Source organism: Haloplanus sp. XH21, assembly GCF_023276355.1.
Lineage (GTDB): Archaea > Halobacteriota > Halobacteria > Halobacteriales > Haloferacaceae > Haloplanus > Haloplanus halobius.
Genome location: NZ_JALLPL010000001.1, coordinates 258,025 through 280,402, shown reverse-complemented (window position 1 = coordinate 280,402; position 22,378 = coordinate 258,025). Strand labels below are relative to the sequence as shown.

The following is a 22,378-nucleotide window of genomic DNA, read 5'->3' as shown; positions in this document are numbered from 1 at the left end:
CATGGGTACGACCAATCAGCCGGCGGCATCCTTCGATGATGCCGACAGCCGGTACGACGAGATGCACAGCCAGCTCGAGGCGTGGGTCGAGGAGCTGATCGACCTCGTCGATGAGGCCGCCGCGAGCGAGGAGTTCCGAGAGTGGCTCGATGTCCAGAGTCGCTTTCACGACTACTCTCACCGCAATTCACTGCTCATCAAGCTCCAGTGTCCCGAAGCGACGAAGGTCGCGGGGTACCGGACGTGGCAGGCGGAGTTCGATCGGCACGTACGGGAAGGTGAGCAGGCGATCTGGATCTGGGCGCCGATCATCGCCAAGCAGTGTCCTGACTGCGGGAACTCTCCCTCGTATCACGAGAGTAGTGACTGCGAATACGACGAGACGCCGCCCGAGGAGTGGTCGAAGGGCCTCGTCGGGTTCAAACCGACCACGGTGTTCGACGTGTCCCAGACCGAGGGTGAGCCACTCCCCGATCTCGACACGGAAGCAGCCGGTGAAGTCGGAGACCTCGTGTCGTCGCTGTGTGACGGGGCTGACGAACTAGGCGTCGACGTCCGGATCGTTCCGGCCGACGAGTGGGAGCATGGGGCTGCGAAAGGTGTCTGCACCGATCGGAGCCCGCATTCGCTCCAGCCGCTCGTCGAAGTGCAGGACCGAGAGAATCAGGCCGACCTCGCGGTGACGCTTCTTCACGAGTTCGCGCATGCCCTGCTACACTTCGACGTCGACGACGGGACCGAGCGTGCAAAGCGGGAGGTCGAGGCCGAAGCGGTCGCGTACATCGTCGGGCGATACTGCGGGCTCGACACGAGCGGGTCGGCGTTCTATCTGGCGGCGTGGAATTCCGATGATACCGAAGTGATTCAGGAGCGACTCGAGCGGATCAGTCGAACGGCAGAAGAGATCATTGGGGTGCTTGGTGGCTGAGGCTGGACCTTCGAAAGCGGAAGGAAATCCAAGATATGTTTGGGAGTAGGACAAAATTTGAGTCATCGTGGATCAGTCGCTCCTGAATCTATATGTGTAGGTAACCGTCTACACCAAGTGTGTGAAAGCCAAGTGGGACAATCTCTTCTGGTACCAGCGGGCCAATGACGAGGGGAAGGAGCAACTGGAGAACAATACCACGAAGGGATTCCTGAAGATCCTTCAGGAGTCGGAGGACCGACTTACCGATGAGTTTCTGCAGCAATTTCTTGATCTGAATCTCGAGAACGCAGAGTTCGAATACGATGCTCAGGTTGGGTTAGATGATATCGCCCCAACTGACCAATTCGTCCACCTTGTGGGGCTGTCCTACGAAGGACAGAATGTTGCAGCGGATGCAGAGCCACAGTCCGGTGATGGTCTGGTGGATGGTGTCATTACTATTCATTCGGAGGACTCACCCATTGCGATCGTTATCGAGGTCAAGACCGAGCGGGATACCTTGGGCCATGAACAGATGGGGAAATATCGTGGCGAACTCGGTATTGAATCGGACCAATTGTGCCACGGAGTAAGCTGGCTGGACGCCTATGAACTGCTGGAAGTCCACCGAGATCAAGCAGCACGTGATGTCGACCGGTTTCTACTGAAGGAATTCACCGATTACCTGGAGCTGATGAGAATGGTACCATTCAGAGGATTCGACCGAGAACGACTGAGAGGTCCAGGAAGTACAGAGTACAAGCAAGAACTCCTCCGTGGAGTTGACCAGAACAATACGGGAATCTTCTCCCAGTCTCTATACGATAAACGGGATGCCTATGGACTCGAAGCGTTCATGGCTACATCGAATCAGAAGAGTAGAGAAGTCCACCTCGCCGAGGAGGAGGCACTGAAGGACTATCCCTTCCCCAAACTGAATCACTTCTCCGCGGGATTCTGGCACGCTGGCCGGTTCAGTGTCCAGCTCTACATCACAAGACGAGTCGTCGGGAACATCACTCAAAGAGGAGCTATTGAGCCTGCCCCAGAGTTTGTTCGGGTCATGAAATCGGCCCTGCAGAATCTGGAGGACATCCAGCTCACTACCGATGATAACCCATTCATCTACATGCGCTACCAGCGGAACATTCAACAACCGAATGATTCTTTCTATGACACATTCACCTTTCCCACGGATTCCGTTGTGTATGCTCCCGGAATGACCGACGAGACGGGACTTGACCAACGATTGTCCCTCATTTCGCGATCCGTACGGGAGGCCACGAACGCTGAAATTGGCCAAGAGAAGTCATTCGTAATTGAGAAACAGATCCCCTACGATTCAGATTTCATCGACAAGAAGGAACTGGTCGACCACACCTTGGAATTCTTCGAGACACTTCTTCCCGTGTACGAGCATTTTAGCGACTAACCGGGTGGATCAAACGATCACCCGTACTTCGACCGACCGGAATCGTCCATCGAGATGGTCGGAAGACGGGCGGACGGAACGGGTAATGCGCACTATGATTGCGTTGACGAGAGGTTCGGTCAATCAGATCCATGTCTCGGAGCTTCCGAGTCGGCGTTTGTCGACCCTCGAGTGCTTAGAGTGGCTTTGTTTCTTCGACGGCAATTTCTAATCGATCGAGAAATGACGGGTCGTACTCTTCGTCGACGTGGTTCACGTTCCACAGACCGGACCGACGGATTTCTTCGCACGGGCTCGATTGCCCCACCCAGTCCTCATCCCGTGGATCGATCGATTCACATTCGAAGTTACTAACGAGGGCAATCGCGTTCCGCTCGATATAGGCCCGGTCACTTTCTGGTCCGGGCTCATCGTCTACGTTGATCCAGAGGAATGGGAGCTCTCTGATGGATTCGCTCACTCTGCGCTCATGTTCCAACTCGCTGAGGCGTCGCTCCCGGCCCGCGCTCGACCCCTCTCCCCAGTGAGGGTACTCGTTAGAGAGGTCATCTCTCTCGATCAAGGCCTCGCCGATACGCTTTCGGAACACCGACCCACGGTGGTTTCCGCCATCCTCGTACGTCCCGCTATTCGCACCGCGATGGGTCCGGAGGCGGTTCCAAAGAGAAGTGCCTGAACCGGCCGATACGGCGTGGGTCCCGACTCTCGTGAGCCGACGGTGATCGGTATCTCTCCGCCACTCGTTGTCGGCGAAAAAGAAGTAGACGCCGCGGTCGGGCCAATTCATGTAACCGGTGCATTCGTGCAATCGCTGCATCCCGTCGACACGCTCTTCGAGATTCTCCAAGAGGCCATAGAACCGGTCGAGATCGTCCAATCTGGACATTGGCGAAGGGTTTGTCACGAAGCACCAAGATTTTCCTGGTAACCGATGAGCACAATCACATGGGACCTAGCATCTTGATTCTGTCCGCATGCTCCGGGGAGAAGGCGGTCGACGAGGTGGTAACCTGCGCGGACATCGATGGCTCATCGAAGGAGGAGTTGGTCAACAGGCATCCAGACAAGTCCTTGCCGGCGCGGTCTCTGTATACTGGGGACGAGCATGGGCACGTAACAGAGGCTGTTGATCGCTTCAAGGCGATTGCTGATGTCGACTGGCGCATTATCTCTGCTGGGTTCGGTCTCGTCCGACCTGATACGGAGCTCCCCGCCTACGAGTGTACCTTTCGGAATACGGACTCGGTCCGCCGACGCGTAGAGCGAATGGGGTACGATCCGGATTCCCTAACACAACAGGAGCAAGTCCAGCGAGTAGCCAACGAGCTAGGGATCTCCGACGAGATAGAGGCGGCTCTCGATGACGGGATTGACGTCGCTTTCGTGGTGCTTGGGGAGGACTATTTGAACGCAGCTGGCTCTAGCCTTTCGTCGATCCCAGAAGACTGCACGGCGTTCGCTTTCGCTGCGGAGGGGAATCGAGACTTAATCGGTGATTGTCAATGGGTTCCATCGACTGAAACAGAACGAGATGCGCTTGGCACGACCTGGACTCAAGTCAAGGGCTATCAACTAAAGAACGTAGCTGACAACGTGGCGTCGGCCGACGACCTACTGAATCTTGAAAATGCAGCATCTGTCCGGGAAAAGAGTCTCTGTATTTGAATTTGAATTTGCTGACGTATTGTGCGAGCGACCGAACTTGGGGTCGTCACAACTGGATCCGCGGTTCGGGTTAAAGTCGAAGCCCCACAGTTCGAAACATCTTGAATAGGTGCAACCAGGCGAGGAGATATCTCCTGAAGAGGATCCTTTGGCACCATTTCAACCGGTCCTTCATGAATTGGTACGTAATCTACTACTGCCTTACATTGATATGGCTGGCTAGAAAGTTGTTTGTAGTGACCCTTTGTGACCGAGCCTTTCTCGCTGATTTCAGGACCCGATCCGGCCGAAGCGACAAAGCGAGCATTCAGCTGGGCTTCCGATACGGCTGCGGATGATCCCAACACCATTCTTTGTTTGACACAAAGTCGCGAACGAGCGGACCATCTTTCACGCCAATGGCGAGAAGAGGAAGATCCTGTTCGTTTCACCGCAACAACGGTAGACCAGCACATCGGTACGCTGTACGAACGGGCGAGTGCCTCAGTTGCCAGGAGTTCCCTGGCGAAGCCTGATCGGCTTCGTCTCGTTGAAGCAACAATCGAACGATTCGAGGCGGATAGTGGCCCGTTTTCCAACGTTCAACAGCCGTCGAACGACCTCGTTGATCAGGTGCAGGGGTTGTTCTCGTTACTTGAGTACGCCGGGTACTCCTCTTCAGATGCAATCGAACACGCACTACATTGCGCGGGAACGATGGGCGATGAGAGGATCGATCCCGAGCTCTATGGATCGTTCCGCGACGAGGAACCTGACACCCTTAACGGAGCACTCGCCGAGCAGGCAACGACCGTCTCCGATCTCTATTCGGCGTATCGAGAGCTACGTGACGAAATCCACCCGTCGTGGACGGCAGAAGCCCCGGAACAATACCTGGAGTTACTTGACCAGGAACTCCTCGTAGACACACTCCCGGCTTCCGTCGACGCTGTAATTTTGGACGGGTTGACTCGACTTGCGCCCGCTGAGCGAGAGGCAATCGCCCGAATCGCGAGGAATCGTCCTACTGTAGCGGTCGTCCCGCTTGTACACGATTCGATGAGCGGTACTGGGATCGATCTCGGTGTAAAACGCGCACTCCAGGTGTTTCTCTCGATCGGCTTTACACTCGATTACAGTACCCCAACGTCTACTGACCACGAGCGAATCGACGCCGTCAGAAGCCTCCAAACCCCCACTCACACTGAATCAACGTACTACCCAACCGACGTGGGGATAGAATGGCTTGAGCCATCGACGGAACGAGAGGAGGTGCGGACGACCGCTCGACGCGTTCGGGAGCTGCTTGCGCGTGATAGCGTCAAGCCTGCCGATATCGGCATCGTTGTTACCGACCGGTCGACCTACCGGGGCATCTTGAGCGAAACGCTCACCGGGTACGATGTCCCGTTCACGTTCACGAACGACATCGGTATCGAACAGACGCTCGTCGGGGGTGCTCTCGAAACGCTCCTCGACCTCGCTGACGACGATCCGAAGGGCAGCTCACTCGGAGCCCTTTGCTCGAACGTCTTTGTTTCGTTGAGTGACTTCGACATCGACGCGCCATCTCTCAACTCTGCCCGAGACAATGCCTCTACGGACTCGCTTCCGGAAATTCTCGAGGAACTCGAAGAGGCTGGAGCCACTGAGACAGCAGAGGGTATCGTCCGTCTCAACGACGCGGTCACCCCAGCTGACGATTCCCTCGCGGAGTACGCGAGGTCGCTTCGAGAGATGCTTTCGCGTCTCGGCATCGAAGATGCCGTCGAAGGATATGGTTCGCCGGACGAACCAACCGGGTCACACCGGCCTGCTTACGAAAAATCAGCGTGGTCGTCCATAGAGACTGTGCTCTCGTCCCTCGAAACGATCGCCCCTCATCTTCCTGATGGCGACCAACCGGGCCGCGTCCGTCGGGCACTCCGAGCGGAGCTCGTGGGTGGGCCAGACCAACGAGATGGATACGTCCGTGTCCTTCCGCTGGCCGAAGCTGAAATGACGTCGTTCGATCACTTATTCGTCTTGGGATTGACGTCAGGCTACTTCCCCAGCGAACAGGACACTATGGCGTTCTTTGGCGCAATCAACGATGCCGACGAGGAGTTCAGCCGGGCCCATACCGGCCGACGAGCACGGTACATCTTGGGGACGCTGTTGACCGGGTCCGGAAACGTAGTCCTCTCGACGCCCCGCCACACCGTCGACGGTACTGAACACGTCCCCGCACCGGTGGTATCGGAACTCCAGGAATCCGTCCAAGCACCGGAGGAATCCGAAGAGCCGTCTGACCGAGCACCCATCGTCTCCGCTGAAGACGTCCAACGAGAATATGCAACGTGGGCTGGAGATCAACAGTTCGACTCCCCGACCCGTGCTGTTGATGGCCTGAACACCGCCGAGGCCCTCTCAGATGATGCTCAAGCCTTCGCTATTCAGGGATTGAATACGGCCTGGCGACGTTCTCGGCCTGAACTGACCGCCCACGATGCACAGATCGAGGAGATCCTCGACGACGTGTTCCCAGCTTGGCGCCGGGGTCCGTATAGCCCCAGTGCGCTGGAAGATTACGCGAGGTGCCCGTTCGTTTTCCTGGCAAAGCGCGTTCTCGGCTTCGAAGAGGATTACGGCGAAGAAAACGACATCAGTCGTGCCGACCGGGGAACCTACGTACACGACGTGCTGGCGGAATTTTACCGCGAACTCCGTGAGGACACCCACGTCCCCGTCGACCTGAACCGGTTCGACGAGGACCGCCTCGAGGATGCGCTACTCCACGCAGCCCTCGACCGACTTGATACTCTCGGCGACGTCGAAACGCTGTTTGCCCAACGAACAGTCACTCGATTACTCGCCGGACTCGGATCGCCCGTGGACAACCCGTACTATGGAACGCACGGTAGCGATGACGTGAGAGGTCTTTTCGGCCGCTTTCTCGACGAGGAGCTCGCCGCCCACGAATCGGCTCAAGCCCGAGCGACCTACTTCGAGGCCGCGATAAATCTCGATTACGAAGACGTCGAATTACTCCAGGACGGGCCCGTTAGCGTAGACACCCCACACGGCCAGGTGGAGGTTCACGGGATCGCGGATCGGGTCGACGTCGTCGATGGGGACTCGCGGGGAATCCACGTCCGTGACTACAAGACCGGTAGCACGCCGTCCCGGAACGATGTCACTCTCGGAACGAAGCTCCAGTTGCCAATGTATGGGCTCGTCCTTGAGTCCGTCTTGGAAGAGGAAACTGGGATTTCTCACGAGATGCTCGGTGGCTCGTACTACAAGCTCAAATCGCCCGAGGACATCGGCGCCACCACTGCAAAGGTTTCCTCCCGCGAGGCCGTCGATGACGAGACTGGCACCCCAATGCTTCCGCCGCCGTCGCAGCCTTGGCGGCTGCCGTTCGACTCACGCAGAGAGTTCACCCGTCTCGTTCGCGATGTAACTCCTGCCCGTCTTGGAAAGATCGCGACCGGGATCGAAAACGGAGCCTTCCACCCGACGCTGCTTTCCGAGGACCTCGCGAACTGTGAGGATTGCTCCTTCAGGGATACTTGCGACGTTCGTCACCACCATCAGCAAGACACCATCGCAGGGTTGGACGAAACCCGCCACTACGTTTCGGAGCGGGCTCGGGACGTAGAACTGGAGCTCGACGCATACGCTCCAATGGGGGATGACTAATGGTGGAGTTCAGGCACTTGGAAGACCCACAGAAACTGGCGGCTCTGGCCCACGACCGCAACTATGCTGTCACAGCCGGGGCCGGCAGTGGCAAGACGACGACCTTTGCGATGCGGTATCTGAAGCTTCTCGAAACCACCGACGCCGACCCGCATTCGACCGCCGCAATCACCTTCACTGAAAGCGGTGCGGCAGAACTCAAGGAGCGGGTACGAGAGTCCGTTAGCGATCGATTGGACGAAACAGATGGCGATGGGTACGAACGGTGGCGTGAGTACCACGATGCACTCCCGGAAGCGTACATCCACACGATTCACGGCTTCTGTTCGCGACTCCTCCATGAGCATGCCCTCGAAGCCGATGTCCCGGTCGGCTTCGACGTCATCGAAGAGACGGCGGCCCGGGGACACCAACTCGAGACCGTGGAGTCGTTCGTTGAGGATCACCTGGACGACGAACGAATCGAGGAGTTGACTCATATCTACTACCGAGACAGGCTGGAAGACCTTCTCGGGGATTTACTGGAGGAACATCAACACGCTCGGGAATGGGCGGACGAGTGGGCGGATCAAGAGCCGTCGGACTACGTCGAATTCGTCCGCGAGCGTTACTCACCTATCGACGTTGGCGAAGCACGGACGCTACTTGACCGTCCAGACGTCGAGGAGGCACTCCGGGACATCCGGCAGGTGGCGGACGAAGAGAGCGCGGGCGGAAATCGGATCAGTATCGCCCAGAACGTTGCAACAGCCGTCGAGACGCACGATATCATCGGCGCGGCTCTGAATGACGTCGCTACCCATGACGCTGCAGCTGCTCTCTGTGAAGCTCTCACCTCGGACCGAACGCCGTACTATGGTAGCTGGGACAGTTGGTGTTACGGCGGACATGACGACTGGGACGACGAGAACGCCGAACGATACGACGAAGCAACGTCCGCGCTAGTGGAGGCACTCCCTGTCGAACGATGGGCCATTCCAGGACGGCTTGCCGTCGAGCGCAACGCCGCCCCGTACTACATTAGTCTCGCATCGCTCTTCCGTGATCTTCACGACGAATACGAAGATCGCAAGCGACGTGAGCGTGTCCTCGACTTCGCCGACCTGATCGACGGTTGTATCGATCTACTACGATCGTCTCCGACAGTTCGGGCAGACGTTCGAGAATCATTCGACCACGTCATGCTCGACGAGGTTCAGGACACGGACCCGAGACAATGGGAACTGGTCGAGTTGTTGACCTCCCTGGACGCCGAGTACGACGGGCTGAACGTCTTCGTGGTCGGCGACGAAAAACAGAGCATCTTCCGCTTCCGAGGCGCTGACGTTACACAGTATGCGGTAGAACGCGAGAGACTCGCCCAGGCAAACCAGCAGGCGTCGGTTCCACCGCTCGAAGAAACCTATGAGGTGGGGGAAGGGAGAGATCTGTCGCGTAACTTCCGGTCACTCCCGGGTGTTCTCGAACCGATAAACGAGCTGTTCGATGACCTCTTCGGCCAGGTCCCTCAAACCCATCAGGATGCGCCGCCGGGGATCCGTGGGGACGATACTTCCTTCGAGCCAGATCCACAACGTCTGGCCCCCGATAGAACTGACGAGGCCGAGATCGGCCTGGGTGCGACCTTCGTCCTCGTACCGGAAGAGCGGCCAGTGCGGGAGGAAGCCCTCACTGAAGATCACCAGCTTCGTGCACTCCCCGAAGATGGCGCCACCCTCGATGCACGAGCATTAGCTGCCGAGGTTGCAGCTTTCCTCGATGACGCACCTGAGCGCTACGAAGTTACTGGCTACGAGGATGGCGACCCCGTCGAGGAACCTGTCGAGCTGGAACCGAAGGACGTGGCTATTTTACTGCGGAAACGGACTCACCTCGAATCGTACGAACGAGCTCTCGCCTCGCTCAACGTTCCCTACACGGTGGCTTCGGGGATCGGGTTCTACGAGAGCACGGAGATCACGGCCATCAGGAATCTCCTCGCAGTACTTCAGGATCCAATCGATGATCTCGCACTGTTCGGCGTCTTGCGCTCACCTCTATTCGGCTTCGAAGACACGGACGTGGTCGGCCTCTGGGATAGTATCGAGCGCGACGACATCGGTGATGGTGAACTTTGGCGCGCGCTCCAGCGAACTGACCACGACCGACTGACCACTGCTCGAGAGCGTATCGAAACCTGGCGCCGACTCGCTGGCTGTAGCGGGCCGACGCCACTAGTGGAAACCTGGGACGCGTTACTCGGCCGGATAATCGAAGACACCGGGTATCTTGCGAGTCTCGCACTCGACGAGCGCGGCCAGCAGGCTATCGCAAACGTCGAGAAGTTCCGCGATCGCCTTCGAGAGTGGGGCGAAGACGGACTACAGACCCTCCCAGAAGTCGTCGACCGAATCGATCGTGAGGTCGAGCTCTCGAGCCGGGAGGGCGAAGCGGCAGTACCTGAGGATGCCGATGGCGTCAGGATCATGACCGTGCACGACGCGAAGGGTCAGGAGTTCCCGGCTGTATTCGTCCCGGGCCTCTCGACGGACTTCAACCTTCGACCTGGCTATGGCGAGAACATCGCTGAGTTCGAAATCATCGAGGACCCGCTGACAGACGACCGGCAGCCATTGCTTGGCATCCGTGCACCAGGAACCGTTGACGTCTTCGAGCAGCAAGACACGATCCTCAAACGACGACTCAACTTCTCCAGGAAACGCGAAGCCGTTGCCGAGGAGAAACGGATCCTCTACGTCGCTGCGACGCGCGCCAGGGACCACCTCTTCCTGATCGGCACCGCTGGAAGCGACGACGAGTCGGTCGAATCACTGGATACCGGTGATCGAGGCGAACCGTCGAACTGGTACGATATCGTTGCACCAGAGATACTCTCCAACGACGTTCTCGAAGAACTCGCTGTGGCCGGATCGACAGCGGTTCCGGAGGAGAGAGAAACCCCGGTAACAGTGCGGTTTCCCAGAATGAGCGCAGAGTCCGCCTCAACCGATGCCGCTGAACCCATCTCCCTGGAACCTGACGTCGATGCGTACGAGGTTGAACCGGAGTACGATATTGCGGCGTCGTACTTGGGTTCGCTCATCGAGGATGGGGCGCCCGGGGACATCGTCGTCGACCACACTGGACGGTACGTATCTTACGAACCCCCAGAGAACGATTCGGGTTCAGATACCAGTTCTTCAGGCAGTGAGTCTACGGGTCTTCCTCGGAACGTTTTCGGCGACGTCGTACACAAGGCCGTCGAGTTGCGTGTTAATCCCGACGACGAGTCCACCCTCCTGCGATTGACCGAACAGGTCGCGACTCAACACGAAGTTTCCTCCGACAACGTGACGCAAACCGACCTTTCAGATATATCGCGTCACGTGGCTACGGCATCGGAGTATCTGAACTCCCTCGATGAGGGTGGCACCGTAGACGAGAAAATGGTCCGAGCGATGCTGGATTCGGGACAACTGTACGGATACGTCGACCACATCTCGAAAACGGATGGCGGATACCACGTCGTCGACTACAAGACCAACGACATCTCACGTCCACATCAGATCGAAGCAAAGTCAGACTACTACGAGTGGCAGATGAAGGCGTACGCTGTGGCGCTTCACCAGTCTAATCCGCAGATGGACGTCGAGGCAACGCTGCTCTTTACCGAGGCTGGGGCCCAACGATCATTCCTGTGGAGTCCTGAGGAGCTCGAAGATCTGGAAACTGAGCTTGACGCTACCGTCTGTTCGCGACTCTCGACTCATCTGTGAGTAACACGACCTCATCTACAGAGATAGCCACGGAGTTGGAGGATTTAACGCGGTCTGGAACCCATGACTCACTGGAAGGCTGCGAGCCACAACTCGATAGAGTTCGAACGACTCCGAGAAATTGGATCTAAGGCGGGTGAATAGGTCGAAATGGGCCCGTTTGGCCGTCTGAGGACACTGGGCAAAACTGATTTAGCACCCCTTCTAATATTATAACGGAATGAGTCTCTGGAGATCCAAACGGCGCTACGAGACGGGGCGCCACATCAGTGATCAGGCTGATGATGCCCTGTACGCGCTTGCCCTTCTCCAGAGCAACGGGTCCGTCACGAGAACGCGCGCCGACGAACTCCGTGACAACCTCGAAGACGGGAAAGCTGTTCTCCGAACGCTCCGTGATGCGTTGGAGCACCCGGAGGAGGCTGACAACTACGCGTACACCTTGGCCCGCCGGGTACGAGAACACTACGGCGATATCGACAAGTACGCGATCAACCGTCTAAACCGGTATTTGGACCTTTTAGGACGGACGAAGGATGATCTGGAGTATCGCGGTGACCTCGACGAGGTCGTAGAGGTGTTGGAGTTAGTCGAGGAGTTGGCGACGAGAACGACCGACCAGGACGCAGAACAACTACGGGATTACGTTGCCCACACGGATCATTGATCACCGCGAGGATGATCTAGCGGAGCGGTTTGAACATCTTCAGGAGGAGGCCGAGCGCTTTTCTGACCTCCCGATTCGAACTGCGTTTGACGAGTATTTCACCGATATCCGAGGGACGTTCGAAGCAATCGACAGCCGCCGATCGGACGTCGAGGCCAATCCGGATAACGAAGCACTGTATCAGCGGTACCTTTCGAAGGTCATCTCCGCAGAGGCCGACATCTCGGATCTGGAGCTCGTACTCACTCATCTCGACTTGTTCACCCATCATCGGGAGCGTTGGTCGGACCGGATTCAACATGTCGAAGAGATCTGCGAGGAACTCACCGATGCGATCGGGCTCTCGGTGACCTGCTTCCCCGTCATCCGCGAGAACTACGCGCTCTTACCACTACTTGACGATGAGTTCTACGTAATATTCGTCCCTCGTGGAAGAGATATCGTCCCGACGACGCCGATCCTGGCACACGAAGTGGCGCACGCATTGTTGGACCAGCGTTCTTCCCGATCTCGCGAGTTCAGCCAACGGTTCGGTGAACTTCGGCGGCAGATGGATTCTGATAGAACTGAACGAGATTTTCATGGGAACTGGATTCACTGGTACGACGAGCTCTTTTGCGACGTCGCTGGCTTCTTTGCGTTCGGTCCAAGCTACGTGTGTGCCCAACTCCACCATCTCCTCTCCCAGAATCCGTACTTCATTCAACGCGACGTCGGTGTTGAGGACGAATTTCTTCATCCCCCAGACGCATTACGAGTGGAGGTCATTACTGACCTCGCAGACGAGTATCTCCCGGAGGAACTCCAGGACCCGCTTGAGGGTGTCCGAGCGGAATATTCTCAACACCTACAGTGCTATGAGGAATCAAAGCGCCCCTTTTACGACGAATGGGCTGATGACGAATTGGTCGAGGCAGTCATTTCAGATGCGGCGAGTGTCAACCACCAGCTCGATGAGCTCTGTGATCACATCCAGAATGGGGCCAATCCTTCTACTGTACCCGAGTTCGATTATCGACTGAAGGCAAATCGGTATTGGTTGGACGAGATTTAGCTGGGCAGGAATTTGAGCTGGGGGCACCTCTCGAACAACTTGTGCATCTCCGCAGGATATCTGGTCGTGATCGGATCGCTGATCTTCGAGCCAGGCGACCACCAGACCAAGAACGAGAGGTCGAAGACGTCTTGGCCGATTTCCGCGATATCGATGTCACTCGTTCCTGCTTTTTCTTGGATCCGGAATGTCCGTGGCGTTCCCTGATACGTGTATTCGCCTCCAGAGGGAGCCAGGACCATCGTGGATCCATCCACCTCAGCGTACGCTCCGGTTTGGCACTCACAGTCAGTGTCATCGGAAAATATCCGATACGACGTACTATCCCGTAGCTCGACTGCACTCCAGCTGAAGTCGTCGTCGATGTATCCTTCTTCCTTCAGGCTCTCGACGGCTGATTGGATCCCCGCAATTTCCTCGTTTCCGTAGGTTCCATTCCGGTGGACCACCAGTGAGTCGACGGCCCCCTCGTTATGATCGATTGCTTCGACGATCCCGTCGCCAATTAGCTTCTCGGCGTGGTCGAAATTGTCTACCGTCTTATCTCCTCGTCCGTGTGCTTGTTTCGTCCAGTCGATTACGTCCCCCGATTCTCCAGACACAGTAACCGAGCAGGCAGTGGTGCTTTGGTCCCCGGTTACACTCAGGCCGATGACGACATCTGCGGACAGCCCTCCCTCTAACAGGAACGGTCGCACACCGAGTTTCGACGCTAGATCTGTCGCTGTATTCCTAAGCGAATAACTCTCATCCCGGTTGCGCTCCTGTTGATAGTTATCGTGGCGAATGTGTTGGACCGGCTTCCCGGCCACTGCGTTGATCACGTCGTAGTATTCCGTTTGGCCATCACCGGTCAGGTACGCGAACGCGCCCGTAACCTTTGGAGCAAATTCTTCTTTCCACTGGTCGTATTCAGCTCTACTCTCGAAGCTTACACCGCCAGGCTGCTCTTTCAGATCAAGATCAGCGTACCGCTTCACGTACTCCCGGACGTCGTCGAACGCGTCGAATGCCGTTTGCCGGGTCGAATCTGTATGGAGCACGGCGACCCATGGCTCGTCCATCGGCTTTCGCTTCGGTCCGAACTCTTCGAGATAGTCGAGGGTTCGATACTCCCAGACATCTCTGGTCACGTCGCCTGAGCTTGTCAAGTCGGATGAACCGACCTCCAATACCGTATCGTCCCCGAAGGTGAGCGGCGGGAAATCGAATGTATCTACGCCCTCTTGGATCGGTTCGTCAGCGACATCGGCTTCGTGGTCTCCGAGGCGGATATAATGAACCGGGCGCATCCACTCCTGGACTTCCTCCCAGCGTTCGTACGCATCGAGCGTCGATGCCTGGGTCGTGACCTCCTCTTGATTGGGGATCAGACGAAGGAGTGACGGTGCAGCGTCGTAGGTTCGGTCTCCGCCCGAATACTTGTACTTCACAACCGGTTCGGTTGGATCGATTTTCCCGGCCCAGTCACTCCCGTAGTTGTCTTCGACGAACGAGAGCACCGAGGTTGGTTCTCCATCGATGTTCATCGTTTCGTCAGTGACGGTTGCGTCGGAAACTGAGTGCAGTTGTACTGGTTGTGGTTCAGGACGGTTGAAGAAGAAGTAGCGCCGTCCGTCCGCAAACTGGTCGATGACCGCGGATTCGCCCTGTGCTTCGAGGCGATCCGCGAGCGTCCGTTCGTCGACGAATTTCCGGGTGGGGTCGAGGCTGAGCATGAACCCGGAACCGGATCGGTAATCGATGCTAGTCCGGACCCCGCGGAACATCTCGAAGGTCGCTTCTTCGCCTCGAACGGTCCGAATTGGCTCGGCCTCGTAGAAGTTCCCCCGCTCGTTGTACTCCCAGCAGTCGAGGACTGACGTCAGGAATGATCCGAATCCATCTCGAAGAGCTTGGCCAAGAGCACCTCTATGCCGTGGATTCTCCGGATTCAGGGTGGTCTGATCCTCCAAGCTAAGGGTTATCCCGTCGGCATCGACCTCCTCAGGTTCGTGTTCGTGCCCAAAGACTGCGATACACCATTCTCCATCGTCCCCTCGAATGCGGTGGGCCTCTCCCCATGACCTGTCCGCCAGAATATTCTCAAAGTGAGCTAGTTCCGAGTAAGGGTTGTCCGGGAGTTTTGCAGATATCTCGTAGATCTCAGCAGGAATCTCGGGAACCGCTATCTGGAATGAGCTGAGGAACTGCCCCATTTTCGTAATCAGTGTCATGGGGCTAAGTTAGGCGTTTCGGGGGTGGGTGTTCGACTCGATGAAATGTGTTAACCAACACTCGCAGCGTCCATCGCGCGGGTGTTGGTTAATCGCGGAGAAGACGCCCTCCTGATCGTCGGTTACCACCTGCGAATGGGCGAGAGCGACTCCTGATCCAGACTTCTGCGGTAGTCCTCCTTTGCCTCATACACAGGATACCCAATAGAAGCGCCGCCGAGAGTTGTTGCTCGCGCCCGCGAGGGGTGAAGGCGCTCGCGAAAGCGCACGAGAGCGTGTAGTCAGTCCTGTCCATTCTGGATGTCAGAGATCCGCGATACTGAGACATCGCGGTGTCGTGCTCTGGTGAGCGCCTTCGGGTGCTAACCAACCGATGTCGAGTTACAACGCTCGCGAACTACTGGTTTCGGACGGACAGACGTCAACTACCGAGCAGCGCAGTCGCACGTTTCAGGTCGAGCACGAACCGTCGGCGCGGTCGACATGTCCGGAGTGCGAAGGCCAGGTGATCACCGAAGACGAGGAGTCGTTCTGTACGGTTTGCGGGCTGATCGTCGCTGACCAATGGGTAGATCTGAGCCCGACGCTGAACGACCTCGGAATGGTCGGTGACGCCGACCAGAGCATCGAAACCGTGGACCCGCTCCGGACGGACAAGGGCCTCCACACGAAGATCGGGAAGTCCACCGATGGCCACGGCAATCCCCTCAGCAACGAGCAGTGGGAGAAGTTCCAGCGTCTCCGGAAGTGGCACAAGCGCTACCAGTTCTGCAAGAAGCGCAAGCGGACCAAGCGGCTCAACGAGGGGCTGCGCGACATCGAGATGATCGGCGGCAACCTGGACCTACCCGACCACGTCGTTAAGACGGCAGCACGGTACCTCCAAAGTGCCTCGGAAGCACGGCTCCCCGGCGGGCGGATGGCCTGGGAGGCACTCGCCGGCGGCGCCGTCTTGCTGGCTGTGCGGGCCTCATCGATCGACCGAAACGAGATCGATATCGCGGTCGCGACGCACACCAAGGCGCCCCACGAGCGGGTGTGCGCTGCCGCCCGGAAGATCCGGTGTGAATGCGGGTTCGATGCACCGGTCATCCGGAGGGACGCCGTGATGACGGTGGTCGACGCACTTGAGGAAGACACGATTTCCGGGGCGCGGGCGGTGCGGACGTGGCGGCTGGCCCAACACCTGATGCAACTCGGCGACCAGGTGCCGGTTGGACCGGGGACGCCACGACGCACCGTCGCGGCGTCGGCGCTGTACGCGGCGGATCGGCTGCTCTCGCGCAAGCACCTCACCCAGGGGCAGGTCGCCGCGGCGGCGAGCACGATCGTGCCGACGTCCCGAAATCGGATCGCGCGGTACAGTCGCGAGCTCGTCGATGCCTACAAAGCCGAACACGGCACCGACGACCCGGGTGTCGGCCTCGGGGACGAGCGGGACACCCTGCGCTGAGCGGGTCGTTCCCCCGTTTTAGTGGCGACCGCCGCCCGTGGACGCCCCTCCACCCCACCCACCGCTCCGTGCTCGCTCCCTGCGGTCGCTGTGCGCGCAGCCACAACCTCGCTTACAGCCGTGTCATACACCTCTCGGGACCTCTGTTGATACTTTAGAAGAGGGTTCGTTCGGGGGACGAATCCGAAAGCTGCAGTGTATCCACTAGCCGGGTTGCCGGCAGGGAGAGGGGAGTGTGGGGGGAACGGGCCTTCGCCCGATTAACGACCTTCTTGCCCCACGTGGCCGCTTTTGATTTGATGCTGTACTTCTCATTCAGCCTCGACGCAATCTTGTACATCATCTGTTTCGTAATGTAGATGAACACCTCCTCGACGCCGCCCGTGACCGCCACCTTGCCCAGTTTCAATAGCGCCTTCCCTACCGACTGGGAGTCAAACCCATTCCCCTCCAGGGATTTGAACCCCGGCTACCTCCCCTGGAAGGCGGACACGGGTATGTCTACGTTAGACGTCCACATTAATCGAAGTTATGGTCGGTTTGAGAGGGCATACGGACTATTTCACCGTCGGCTCTCTCTAATCGAGGTGATTCCAACAGGGACGCTCTCGACGGTGCCTATGATCTCTGTAGGTTTGTCGTACCCACGAGGAGCGGAGTGAGAAACGAATGAAGGCAGTTCCATCGTACACGGTCGATAGAGAGACTGCAGCGACGCTCCGAGAGTGGTTGTTCGAGAACGCTGTCGAGAAACACGGCGAGTCCGCGATCTCCGAGCCACTCGCCGAACTGGCGGCTGCCATCGACGGCGTGCTCTACGAGGAAGCGGAGGCCGTCGAACTCGGCGCGTGGGCACAGACGGTTTCTCCCAGGTACCGAGATGCATCACACGTCGACGGGGCCCAGTCGAGGAATCCCAATCAGATGACGCACGCGAGCCAGCCGAGTCTGCTGCTCTCGATGTGGGCACCAGTAAGCCAGATCGCATCTACGACACGCTTCCTGATTCAGCGTGGCAGCTCGATCACGAGCAGTCCATGACGAACCGGGAGCGATCCCCGACAGCAGCGTCTCACGGCAAGGCGACACCGACAGCGAACCCCCGCACACGATGGCAACAGCACTGTCCGTCAGTCCAGTATCGCACCGCATACGAGTGTTCCGTGTGCGGTGGCGTTCGCGAGTTAGAAACCTCGCTTCTAGTCTGTGCGTTCGTCGATGAATGTGCGAACTGCGGAGCGGTCGCTCGCTTTACTGCAGACGGAATCCCCACGCCGCTCAGCGAGAGCTAATCACAGCGTGTTCACCAATAGTTACTGATTTTCAAGGTTCAGCCGTTCAATTTAGCCGGTTAGTATTATTTAGTGTGTATCAGTATCTTTCTCGCTCTCGAAATTTCCGATTTCAAAAATCAAATCCCAAAGCTCCTCTGTACCACGATCACGGCGTTCCCAAGGGAGGCCGAATCCTTCCATAATCAGAGTTAGACAGCGGAGCAATGCAGAAAATTCAGATCCTTCCTCGTGATATAGAATTCGCGTTCCTGTTCGAGGAATCTCAATAACATCTTCATATGATATCGGTGGGCCAAACTCATCAATAAGATCACTGAACCACTCGCTTTCGAACATCAATACTGTCCGATTTCCGTTTCTGATGCGGGCTTTGAAATGCAGTTCTCGCGTCGCGTTATCCATCCAGTTGTATTCATCCAGTAGATTCAGATAGGAGTTCAAAAGGACGAACGTGTTGAGAAGGAGGGCCCCACCATCAAGAAATCGGATATAATCGATATTTCCATCAACAGATTGATCGAGGGTTGACCATGCTCCGTAAGCTGGTTCAGGAAATGAGAGTTGAGGAACAGCAAGAAGTGCTTTTAAGCCCCCATCATCGAAGAATTTGACCGTTTCAGGTGCGCTCGCTGTATCTATTCGGCCACTATCCTCTTCCTGGAACCATTGTTGAGCTACCACCGCGTCACTACTTGCCCGATAAGCAGCGTAGGTCCGCCCCATCCCAAGTGATCCTTCTGCAGTTTCTTCATCAGTCTCCACGTCGTCGAACTCTGGTAGAACTAATTCAGATTGCTCAAGAATTGATTTGAAACCCTCAATATCATCCAGCACCTCAGAACAGATCGGGTCCCCCAGTGTAGAGGGCACCCCATATATCTCAAGAAATGGCCAGCCATCGGCCTGATGTTCTGTTTCCCCTGATTGTCCGCGGGTTAGAGTTATATCTGGATGACAAAATTGTTGTACTCGTTCGTTCCACTCATTTCTTCGTTCATACAGTTTGTCGAGGGTCCAGCGATCAGTTTCAGGCGAGATTGGGTCACTACCCTCGCCTGTACGTGTATAAATTTTCCCGCTGCTGTGTATGTGGGGTGCGTTATGACTTTCGGGAACTTCAATCAGAACGATCACGTAATCATCGTAATCCGGTCGCCGTATCACCCGACTGGTGAAATTCGGTGATGGGTTTAGGTGATCCCGTACAATATTTCGTATGGTCTCTTTTGGATTGGGATATTCCTCAACATTAACCCCGATCTGTCCCGAGGCTATATTTGTGAGATCTTCTTCAGCAAGGCCAATAAGGAAATATCCACCGTGAGTATTTGCAAATGAAGCAATAACCTTTGCAATACTCTGAGAATCGGGAAACCTCCGCTTGTATTCAATATAGGTGCCTTCGGACACGTTCTCTTCTGAAAGGCGATCTAAATCCTCCAATTCGACATCCTTCAGAGGCTTTCCAAATGGGTCGAAATCGATCATAATGTCCCTCTATGCCAAGTACAGATAGTCCTTCGGCTGAGTCTCCCTTTCCCACCCTAATCCATCAAATTCTGGATAACGTGCCCTCAGGGTGGCCGGAGATCGCGCCACCGAACATCCGTTTTTGTCCCGTCGTCCAGCTGAACACGGTACAGCACGGCGTCGCGATCATCACCCGTGACGGCGCCGGCGTCGTCCTCTAAGATAGCGATGATTTCGCCGTATCGCCCGTGTAGCCGGTCATAATCCAGGTCCGTCTCATCAGGAATTTCGATTCGCACACGGTCACCCTCCTCGAACTGGTGGTCGGTCATTCTCGCTCCCGGAGATACTCCGTTCGTTCGTGGACGTCTTTCTCGAACTCGACGAGCCACTCCTCGAATGGTGTGTCTTCCTCGTCAGTTCCGAAGAACCGTTGGATGAATCCTTCGTTTGTGTCATCGGAGGCAGGATCAAAGGTTCGAACTGAGATGTTGCGTCCCTCCGGCTGCTCACCCGCTTTGAGGAGCGCAAATGCCCGGTCGACGATTGTCGGGTCGTAATCACGCCTTAGGAGCCCAAGGTTGTTTGTCCACATCCCGAGACGGCCGTCTTCGAGCTGATCAACACGATAGGCAAGTTGAATCGTCGTAATACAGCACAGCGTTGCCAGGCCATCAATCCCGGCATCGGCAGCAGATTCGGTGATTCGTTTCCAGCCATCGTCGATGGACCCTTCGACAAATGGGTACTCCTCCTCCTCCGAGGCGCGATATCGGAGAACGGTCTGCGTGAAGCTGGCATATTCGCGCCAGACGTGTCGCAGTGGCTCCGCCTCATCGGGGAGTGTCCACTTTCGACCCTCAGTAGGGGAGATCCAATTGATATCTTGGTCTTGCACGTCGGCGCCGTACCGGTTAACGAGGACTTCGAATATCTCGCCCACCTCCCGGCTGTAGTAGTCACCGACGAGCCGGTGTGTGACGTTCGCATCCGGTCGTCGTCGGAGAAGAACAGCCATCTGATGATCCAGATGGTGCGATACCGCCAAGAACGTCGTATACTCAGCATCGCTGCCTGTGGCTTTCGTTAGTTCGAGCAGCGATTCTTTGACTGGGCTCCGAAGCCGATTCCCCTCCCACGTCAAGGGCGCCGCATCGAACGCGTCTCCGAGTCCCTCAGCAGCGTCCTCGGCGACGTCAGTAAAGCCGTGGTCGAGCCCGTCGAGAGCGACCGCCTCGACATCGTCGACTGCGTCCGAAACCAGGTCGTTTTGCTCGTGGGTGTATGCTTGCTCCAAGATCAGCGGGATATACTCTGTGAGGACCTCAGTCGAAACAGCCGATGCGTACTGGGCGGCGTCTTCTTCGGAGTGTTCGCTTTCGAGGTGCTCGAACGTCCGGATGAGAACCGTCCGAAGTCCGTAGATCCCCTGTTCTGCGGTTTGGTATTCGCCCAGCTCGATGGCTCGAGCAATCGTTCGGTACAGTGGCCGAATCGGATGGACCTCGATTTCGGTGAATTCCGTTGCGGTCGCTGGAAGGTATTCGTCCGGTGCGAGTTCCCGTTCGACCAACACCGAGATGAGATCGTCGGGGGAGCTGCGCTGGATCATCAGCTGGATGAATTGGTAGAGCGCAAACGTGGAGACAGCAGCAAGCGCAAACGCGATTCCGACGACTGCGTTCAGTAGGCGGCTGTTCTGTATCGGGAGCAGATAGACGACCAGCAGGTTGAACGCAATAGCGCCAACGAAGAGCGCGAATGTCGTACGGAACAGCGGCTCCTTGATGAACAGTGAGGTGAGGCGGGCCGAATATCGCGTCACAACGAGCTGTAGGGCGACGACGGTCACGGAGAATACGATCGCCAAGACGGAGGCTTCTGCCGTCGCTAACGTCGTCAGTAGCGCCCTGATATTCTCGGTCTGAACAGCCGGGTTGAGGAGAGCAGTCAGCGTCGCGACCACCGCAACCGTAGCGAGCGTGAGGAGAGTGTACCGAACTATGAGTAGGTGAGTCCACTCCGGAAGTACCCCTCGCCAGTTGCGGGCATTCATAAACTCGTTCTTACCCTGGCCTGCTCACTGTCACTACATAATTCTGTCAATCTTAGCACGGTCTCCCTCTCTCAGCGAATTTGAGAGTTCCAGTGGGGGTGAAGACCTTGCGATACGTCTGTTTTGATATCGAATTATATGCCGGCGGTACGGTTTTATTGGAACGCTATCTGAAGGGACATATGCCGGTAGATACTGACTCTGAAGAGTGGAAACACGCAGGCAGATATGATCCAATCACCGTCGAGATCAACTCACTTCTCTCAAACAACGAGGACCAAGCGTTCTCGATCAAGGAGATAGAGGAGCACCTCCTTGAGGATCATCAGCACCTATTTCCTAACCAGTTGGTAGGCGACGACGCTCTCGAAGGAGCAAAAGCAGCCCGACAATCGATTATCGCAAATATTCTTGAATATCGATACTGGCGCTCAGAGGTGGCTTTCCAGTACATTTCCGGAGATAGAGATTCAGACGCTGGACTCTACTTCACCTGGGATGGTCCAGGGCTCAACCCTATTGCAGAACTTGATGAAGTGAGTGACCCAAATCCGGAATCACCATTTGGAACCCTCTCAAGTCGTTTTCGACAGATCGAGAGCGACCTCGACGAGGAAGTATCTGAATTGGAAGAACGGCTCTCTCATATGGAGTACCGGCTTCGTGAAGAGCTCGATACCTACTGAGGCGGGACACAAAGAATCAGCTTACCCTAACGCCTTTTACTCAGTCGTGGAATTGA

At 56.7% G+C, this 22,378-nt stretch carries 16 protein-coding genes; 10 read left to right on the top strand and 6 right to left on the bottom strand.

Going from position 1 to position 22,378, the window contains the following annotated elements; translation table 11 throughout:
• The first annotated feature begins 1 nt into the window (after window position 1).
• On the top strand, window positions 2–928 hold the full coding sequence (locus MXB53_RS01355) for an ArdC-like ssDNA-binding domain-containing protein (protein WP_248895422.1): 927 nt from the start codon (window positions 2–4) through the stop codon (window positions 926–928).
• A 121-nt stretch (window positions 929–1,049) separates the two neighbouring features.
• Complete coding sequence (locus MXB53_RS01350) at window positions 1,050–2,342, top strand: hypothetical protein (RefSeq protein ID WP_248895421.1); 1,293 nt, start codon at window positions 1,050–1,052, stop codon at window positions 2,340–2,342.
• Between the two features lie 175 nt (window positions 2,343–2,517).
• Here the strand turns inward: MXB53_RS01350 and MXB53_RS01345 are convergent, their stop codons facing one another.
• Window positions 2,518–3,228 (bottom strand): GIY-YIG domain-containing protein, encoded by a 711-nt coding sequence (locus MXB53_RS01345; RefSeq protein ID WP_248895420.1) that lies wholly within the window; start codon window positions 3,226–3,228, stop codon window positions 2,518–2,520.
• A 59-nt stretch (window positions 3,229–3,287) separates the two neighbouring features.
• Between MXB53_RS01345 and MXB53_RS01340 the strand changes: the two genes are divergently transcribed.
• The 5 genes from MXB53_RS01340 to MXB53_RS01320 all read left to right on the top strand — a co-directional run bounded on the left by MXB53_RS01340 (window position 3,288) and on the right by MXB53_RS01320 (window position 13,146).
• Entirely contained in the window at window positions 3,288–4,007 is a 720-nt protein-coding gene (locus MXB53_RS01340; protein ID WP_248895419.1) for a DUF6884 domain-containing protein, read from the top strand.
• A 612-nt stretch (window positions 4,008–4,619) separates the two neighbouring features.
• A complete protein-coding gene (locus tag MXB53_RS01335; RefSeq protein ID WP_248895418.1) occupies window positions 4,620–7,670 on the top strand; it encodes a PD-(D/E)XK nuclease family protein in 3,051 nt (1,016 codons plus the stop codon).
• Complete coding sequence (locus MXB53_RS01330) at window positions 7,670–11,425, top strand: UvrD-helicase domain-containing protein (RefSeq protein WP_248895417.1); 3,756 nt, start codon at window positions 7,670–7,672, stop codon at window positions 11,423–11,425. Before MXB53_RS01335 ends, MXB53_RS01330 begins: the two co-directional genes overlap by 1 nt.
• A gap of 220 nt (window positions 11,426–11,645) precedes the next feature.
• Window positions 11,646–12,092: a hypothetical protein gene (locus tag MXB53_RS01325; RefSeq protein WP_248895416.1), complete on the top strand. Its 447-nt coding sequence runs from the start codon at window positions 11,646–11,648 to the stop codon at window positions 12,090–12,092.
• Window positions 12,073–13,146, top strand: coding sequence for a hypothetical protein (locus MXB53_RS01320; protein ID WP_248895415.1), 1,074 nt, complete (start codon window positions 12,073–12,075; stop codon window positions 13,144–13,146). Before MXB53_RS01325 ends, MXB53_RS01320 begins: the two co-directional genes overlap by 20 nt.
• Here the strand turns inward: MXB53_RS01320 and MXB53_RS01315 are convergent.
• Window positions 13,143–15,362, bottom strand: coding sequence for an argonaute/piwi family protein (locus MXB53_RS01315; RefSeq protein ID WP_248895414.1), 2,220 nt, complete (start codon window positions 15,360–15,362; stop codon window positions 13,143–13,145). The genes MXB53_RS01320 and MXB53_RS01315 overlap by 4 nt on opposite strands.
• Before the next feature lie 373 nt (window positions 15,363–15,735).
• Between MXB53_RS01315 and MXB53_RS01310 the strand changes: the two genes are divergently transcribed.
• Complete coding sequence (locus MXB53_RS01310; protein ID WP_248895413.1) at window positions 15,736–16,815, top strand: transcription initiation factor IIB; 1,080 nt, start codon at window positions 15,736–15,738, stop codon at window positions 16,813–16,815.
• A gap of 154 nt (window positions 16,816–16,969) precedes the next feature.
• Here the strand turns inward: MXB53_RS01310 and MXB53_RS01305 are convergent, their stop codons facing one another.
• Window positions 16,970–17,224: a hypothetical protein gene (locus MXB53_RS01305; RefSeq protein WP_248895412.1), complete on the bottom strand. Its 255-nt coding sequence runs from the start codon at window positions 17,222–17,224 to the stop codon at window positions 16,970–16,972.
• 260 nt (window positions 17,225–17,484) lie between these two features.
• Here MXB53_RS01305 and MXB53_RS01300 point away from each other — a divergent pair, with 260 nt between their 5' ends.
• Window positions 17,485–17,856, top strand: coding sequence for a hypothetical protein (locus MXB53_RS01300; RefSeq protein ID WP_248895411.1), 372 nt, complete (start codon window positions 17,485–17,487; stop codon window positions 17,854–17,856).
• A 320-nt stretch (window positions 17,857–18,176) separates the two neighbouring features.
• On the opposite strand, the gene MXB53_RS01295 is transcribed toward MXB53_RS01300, so the two are convergent.
• The 3 genes from MXB53_RS01295 to MXB53_RS01285 all read right to left on the bottom strand — a co-directional run bounded on the left by MXB53_RS01295 (window position 18,177) and on the right by MXB53_RS01285 (window position 21,636).
• Window positions 18,177–19,598 (bottom strand): AlbA family DNA-binding domain-containing protein, encoded by a 1,422-nt coding sequence (locus MXB53_RS01295; protein WP_248895410.1) that lies wholly within the window; start codon window positions 19,596–19,598, stop codon window positions 18,177–18,179.
• A gap of 86 nt (window positions 19,599–19,684) precedes the next feature.
• The gene (locus MXB53_RS01290) at window positions 19,685–19,912 is read right to left on the bottom strand and encodes a DUF8139 family protein (protein ID WP_248895409.1); all 228 of its coding nucleotides are present in this window, start codon (window positions 19,910–19,912) and stop codon (window positions 19,685–19,687) included.
• The gene (locus tag MXB53_RS01285) at window positions 19,909–21,636 is read right to left on the bottom strand and encodes a DUF2254 family protein (protein ID WP_248895408.1); all 1,728 of its coding nucleotides are present in this window, start codon (window positions 21,634–21,636) and stop codon (window positions 19,909–19,911) included. Before MXB53_RS01285 ends, MXB53_RS01290 begins: the two co-directional genes overlap by 4 nt.
• Window positions 21,637–21,818: 182 nt before the next feature.
• Between MXB53_RS01285 and MXB53_RS01280 the strand changes: the two genes are divergently transcribed.
• The gene (locus MXB53_RS01280; protein WP_248895407.1) at window positions 21,819–22,322 is read left to right on the top strand and encodes a hypothetical protein; all 504 of its coding nucleotides are present in this window, start codon (window positions 21,819–21,821) and stop codon (window positions 22,320–22,322) included.
• Window positions 22,323–22,378 lie beyond the last annotated feature (56 nt).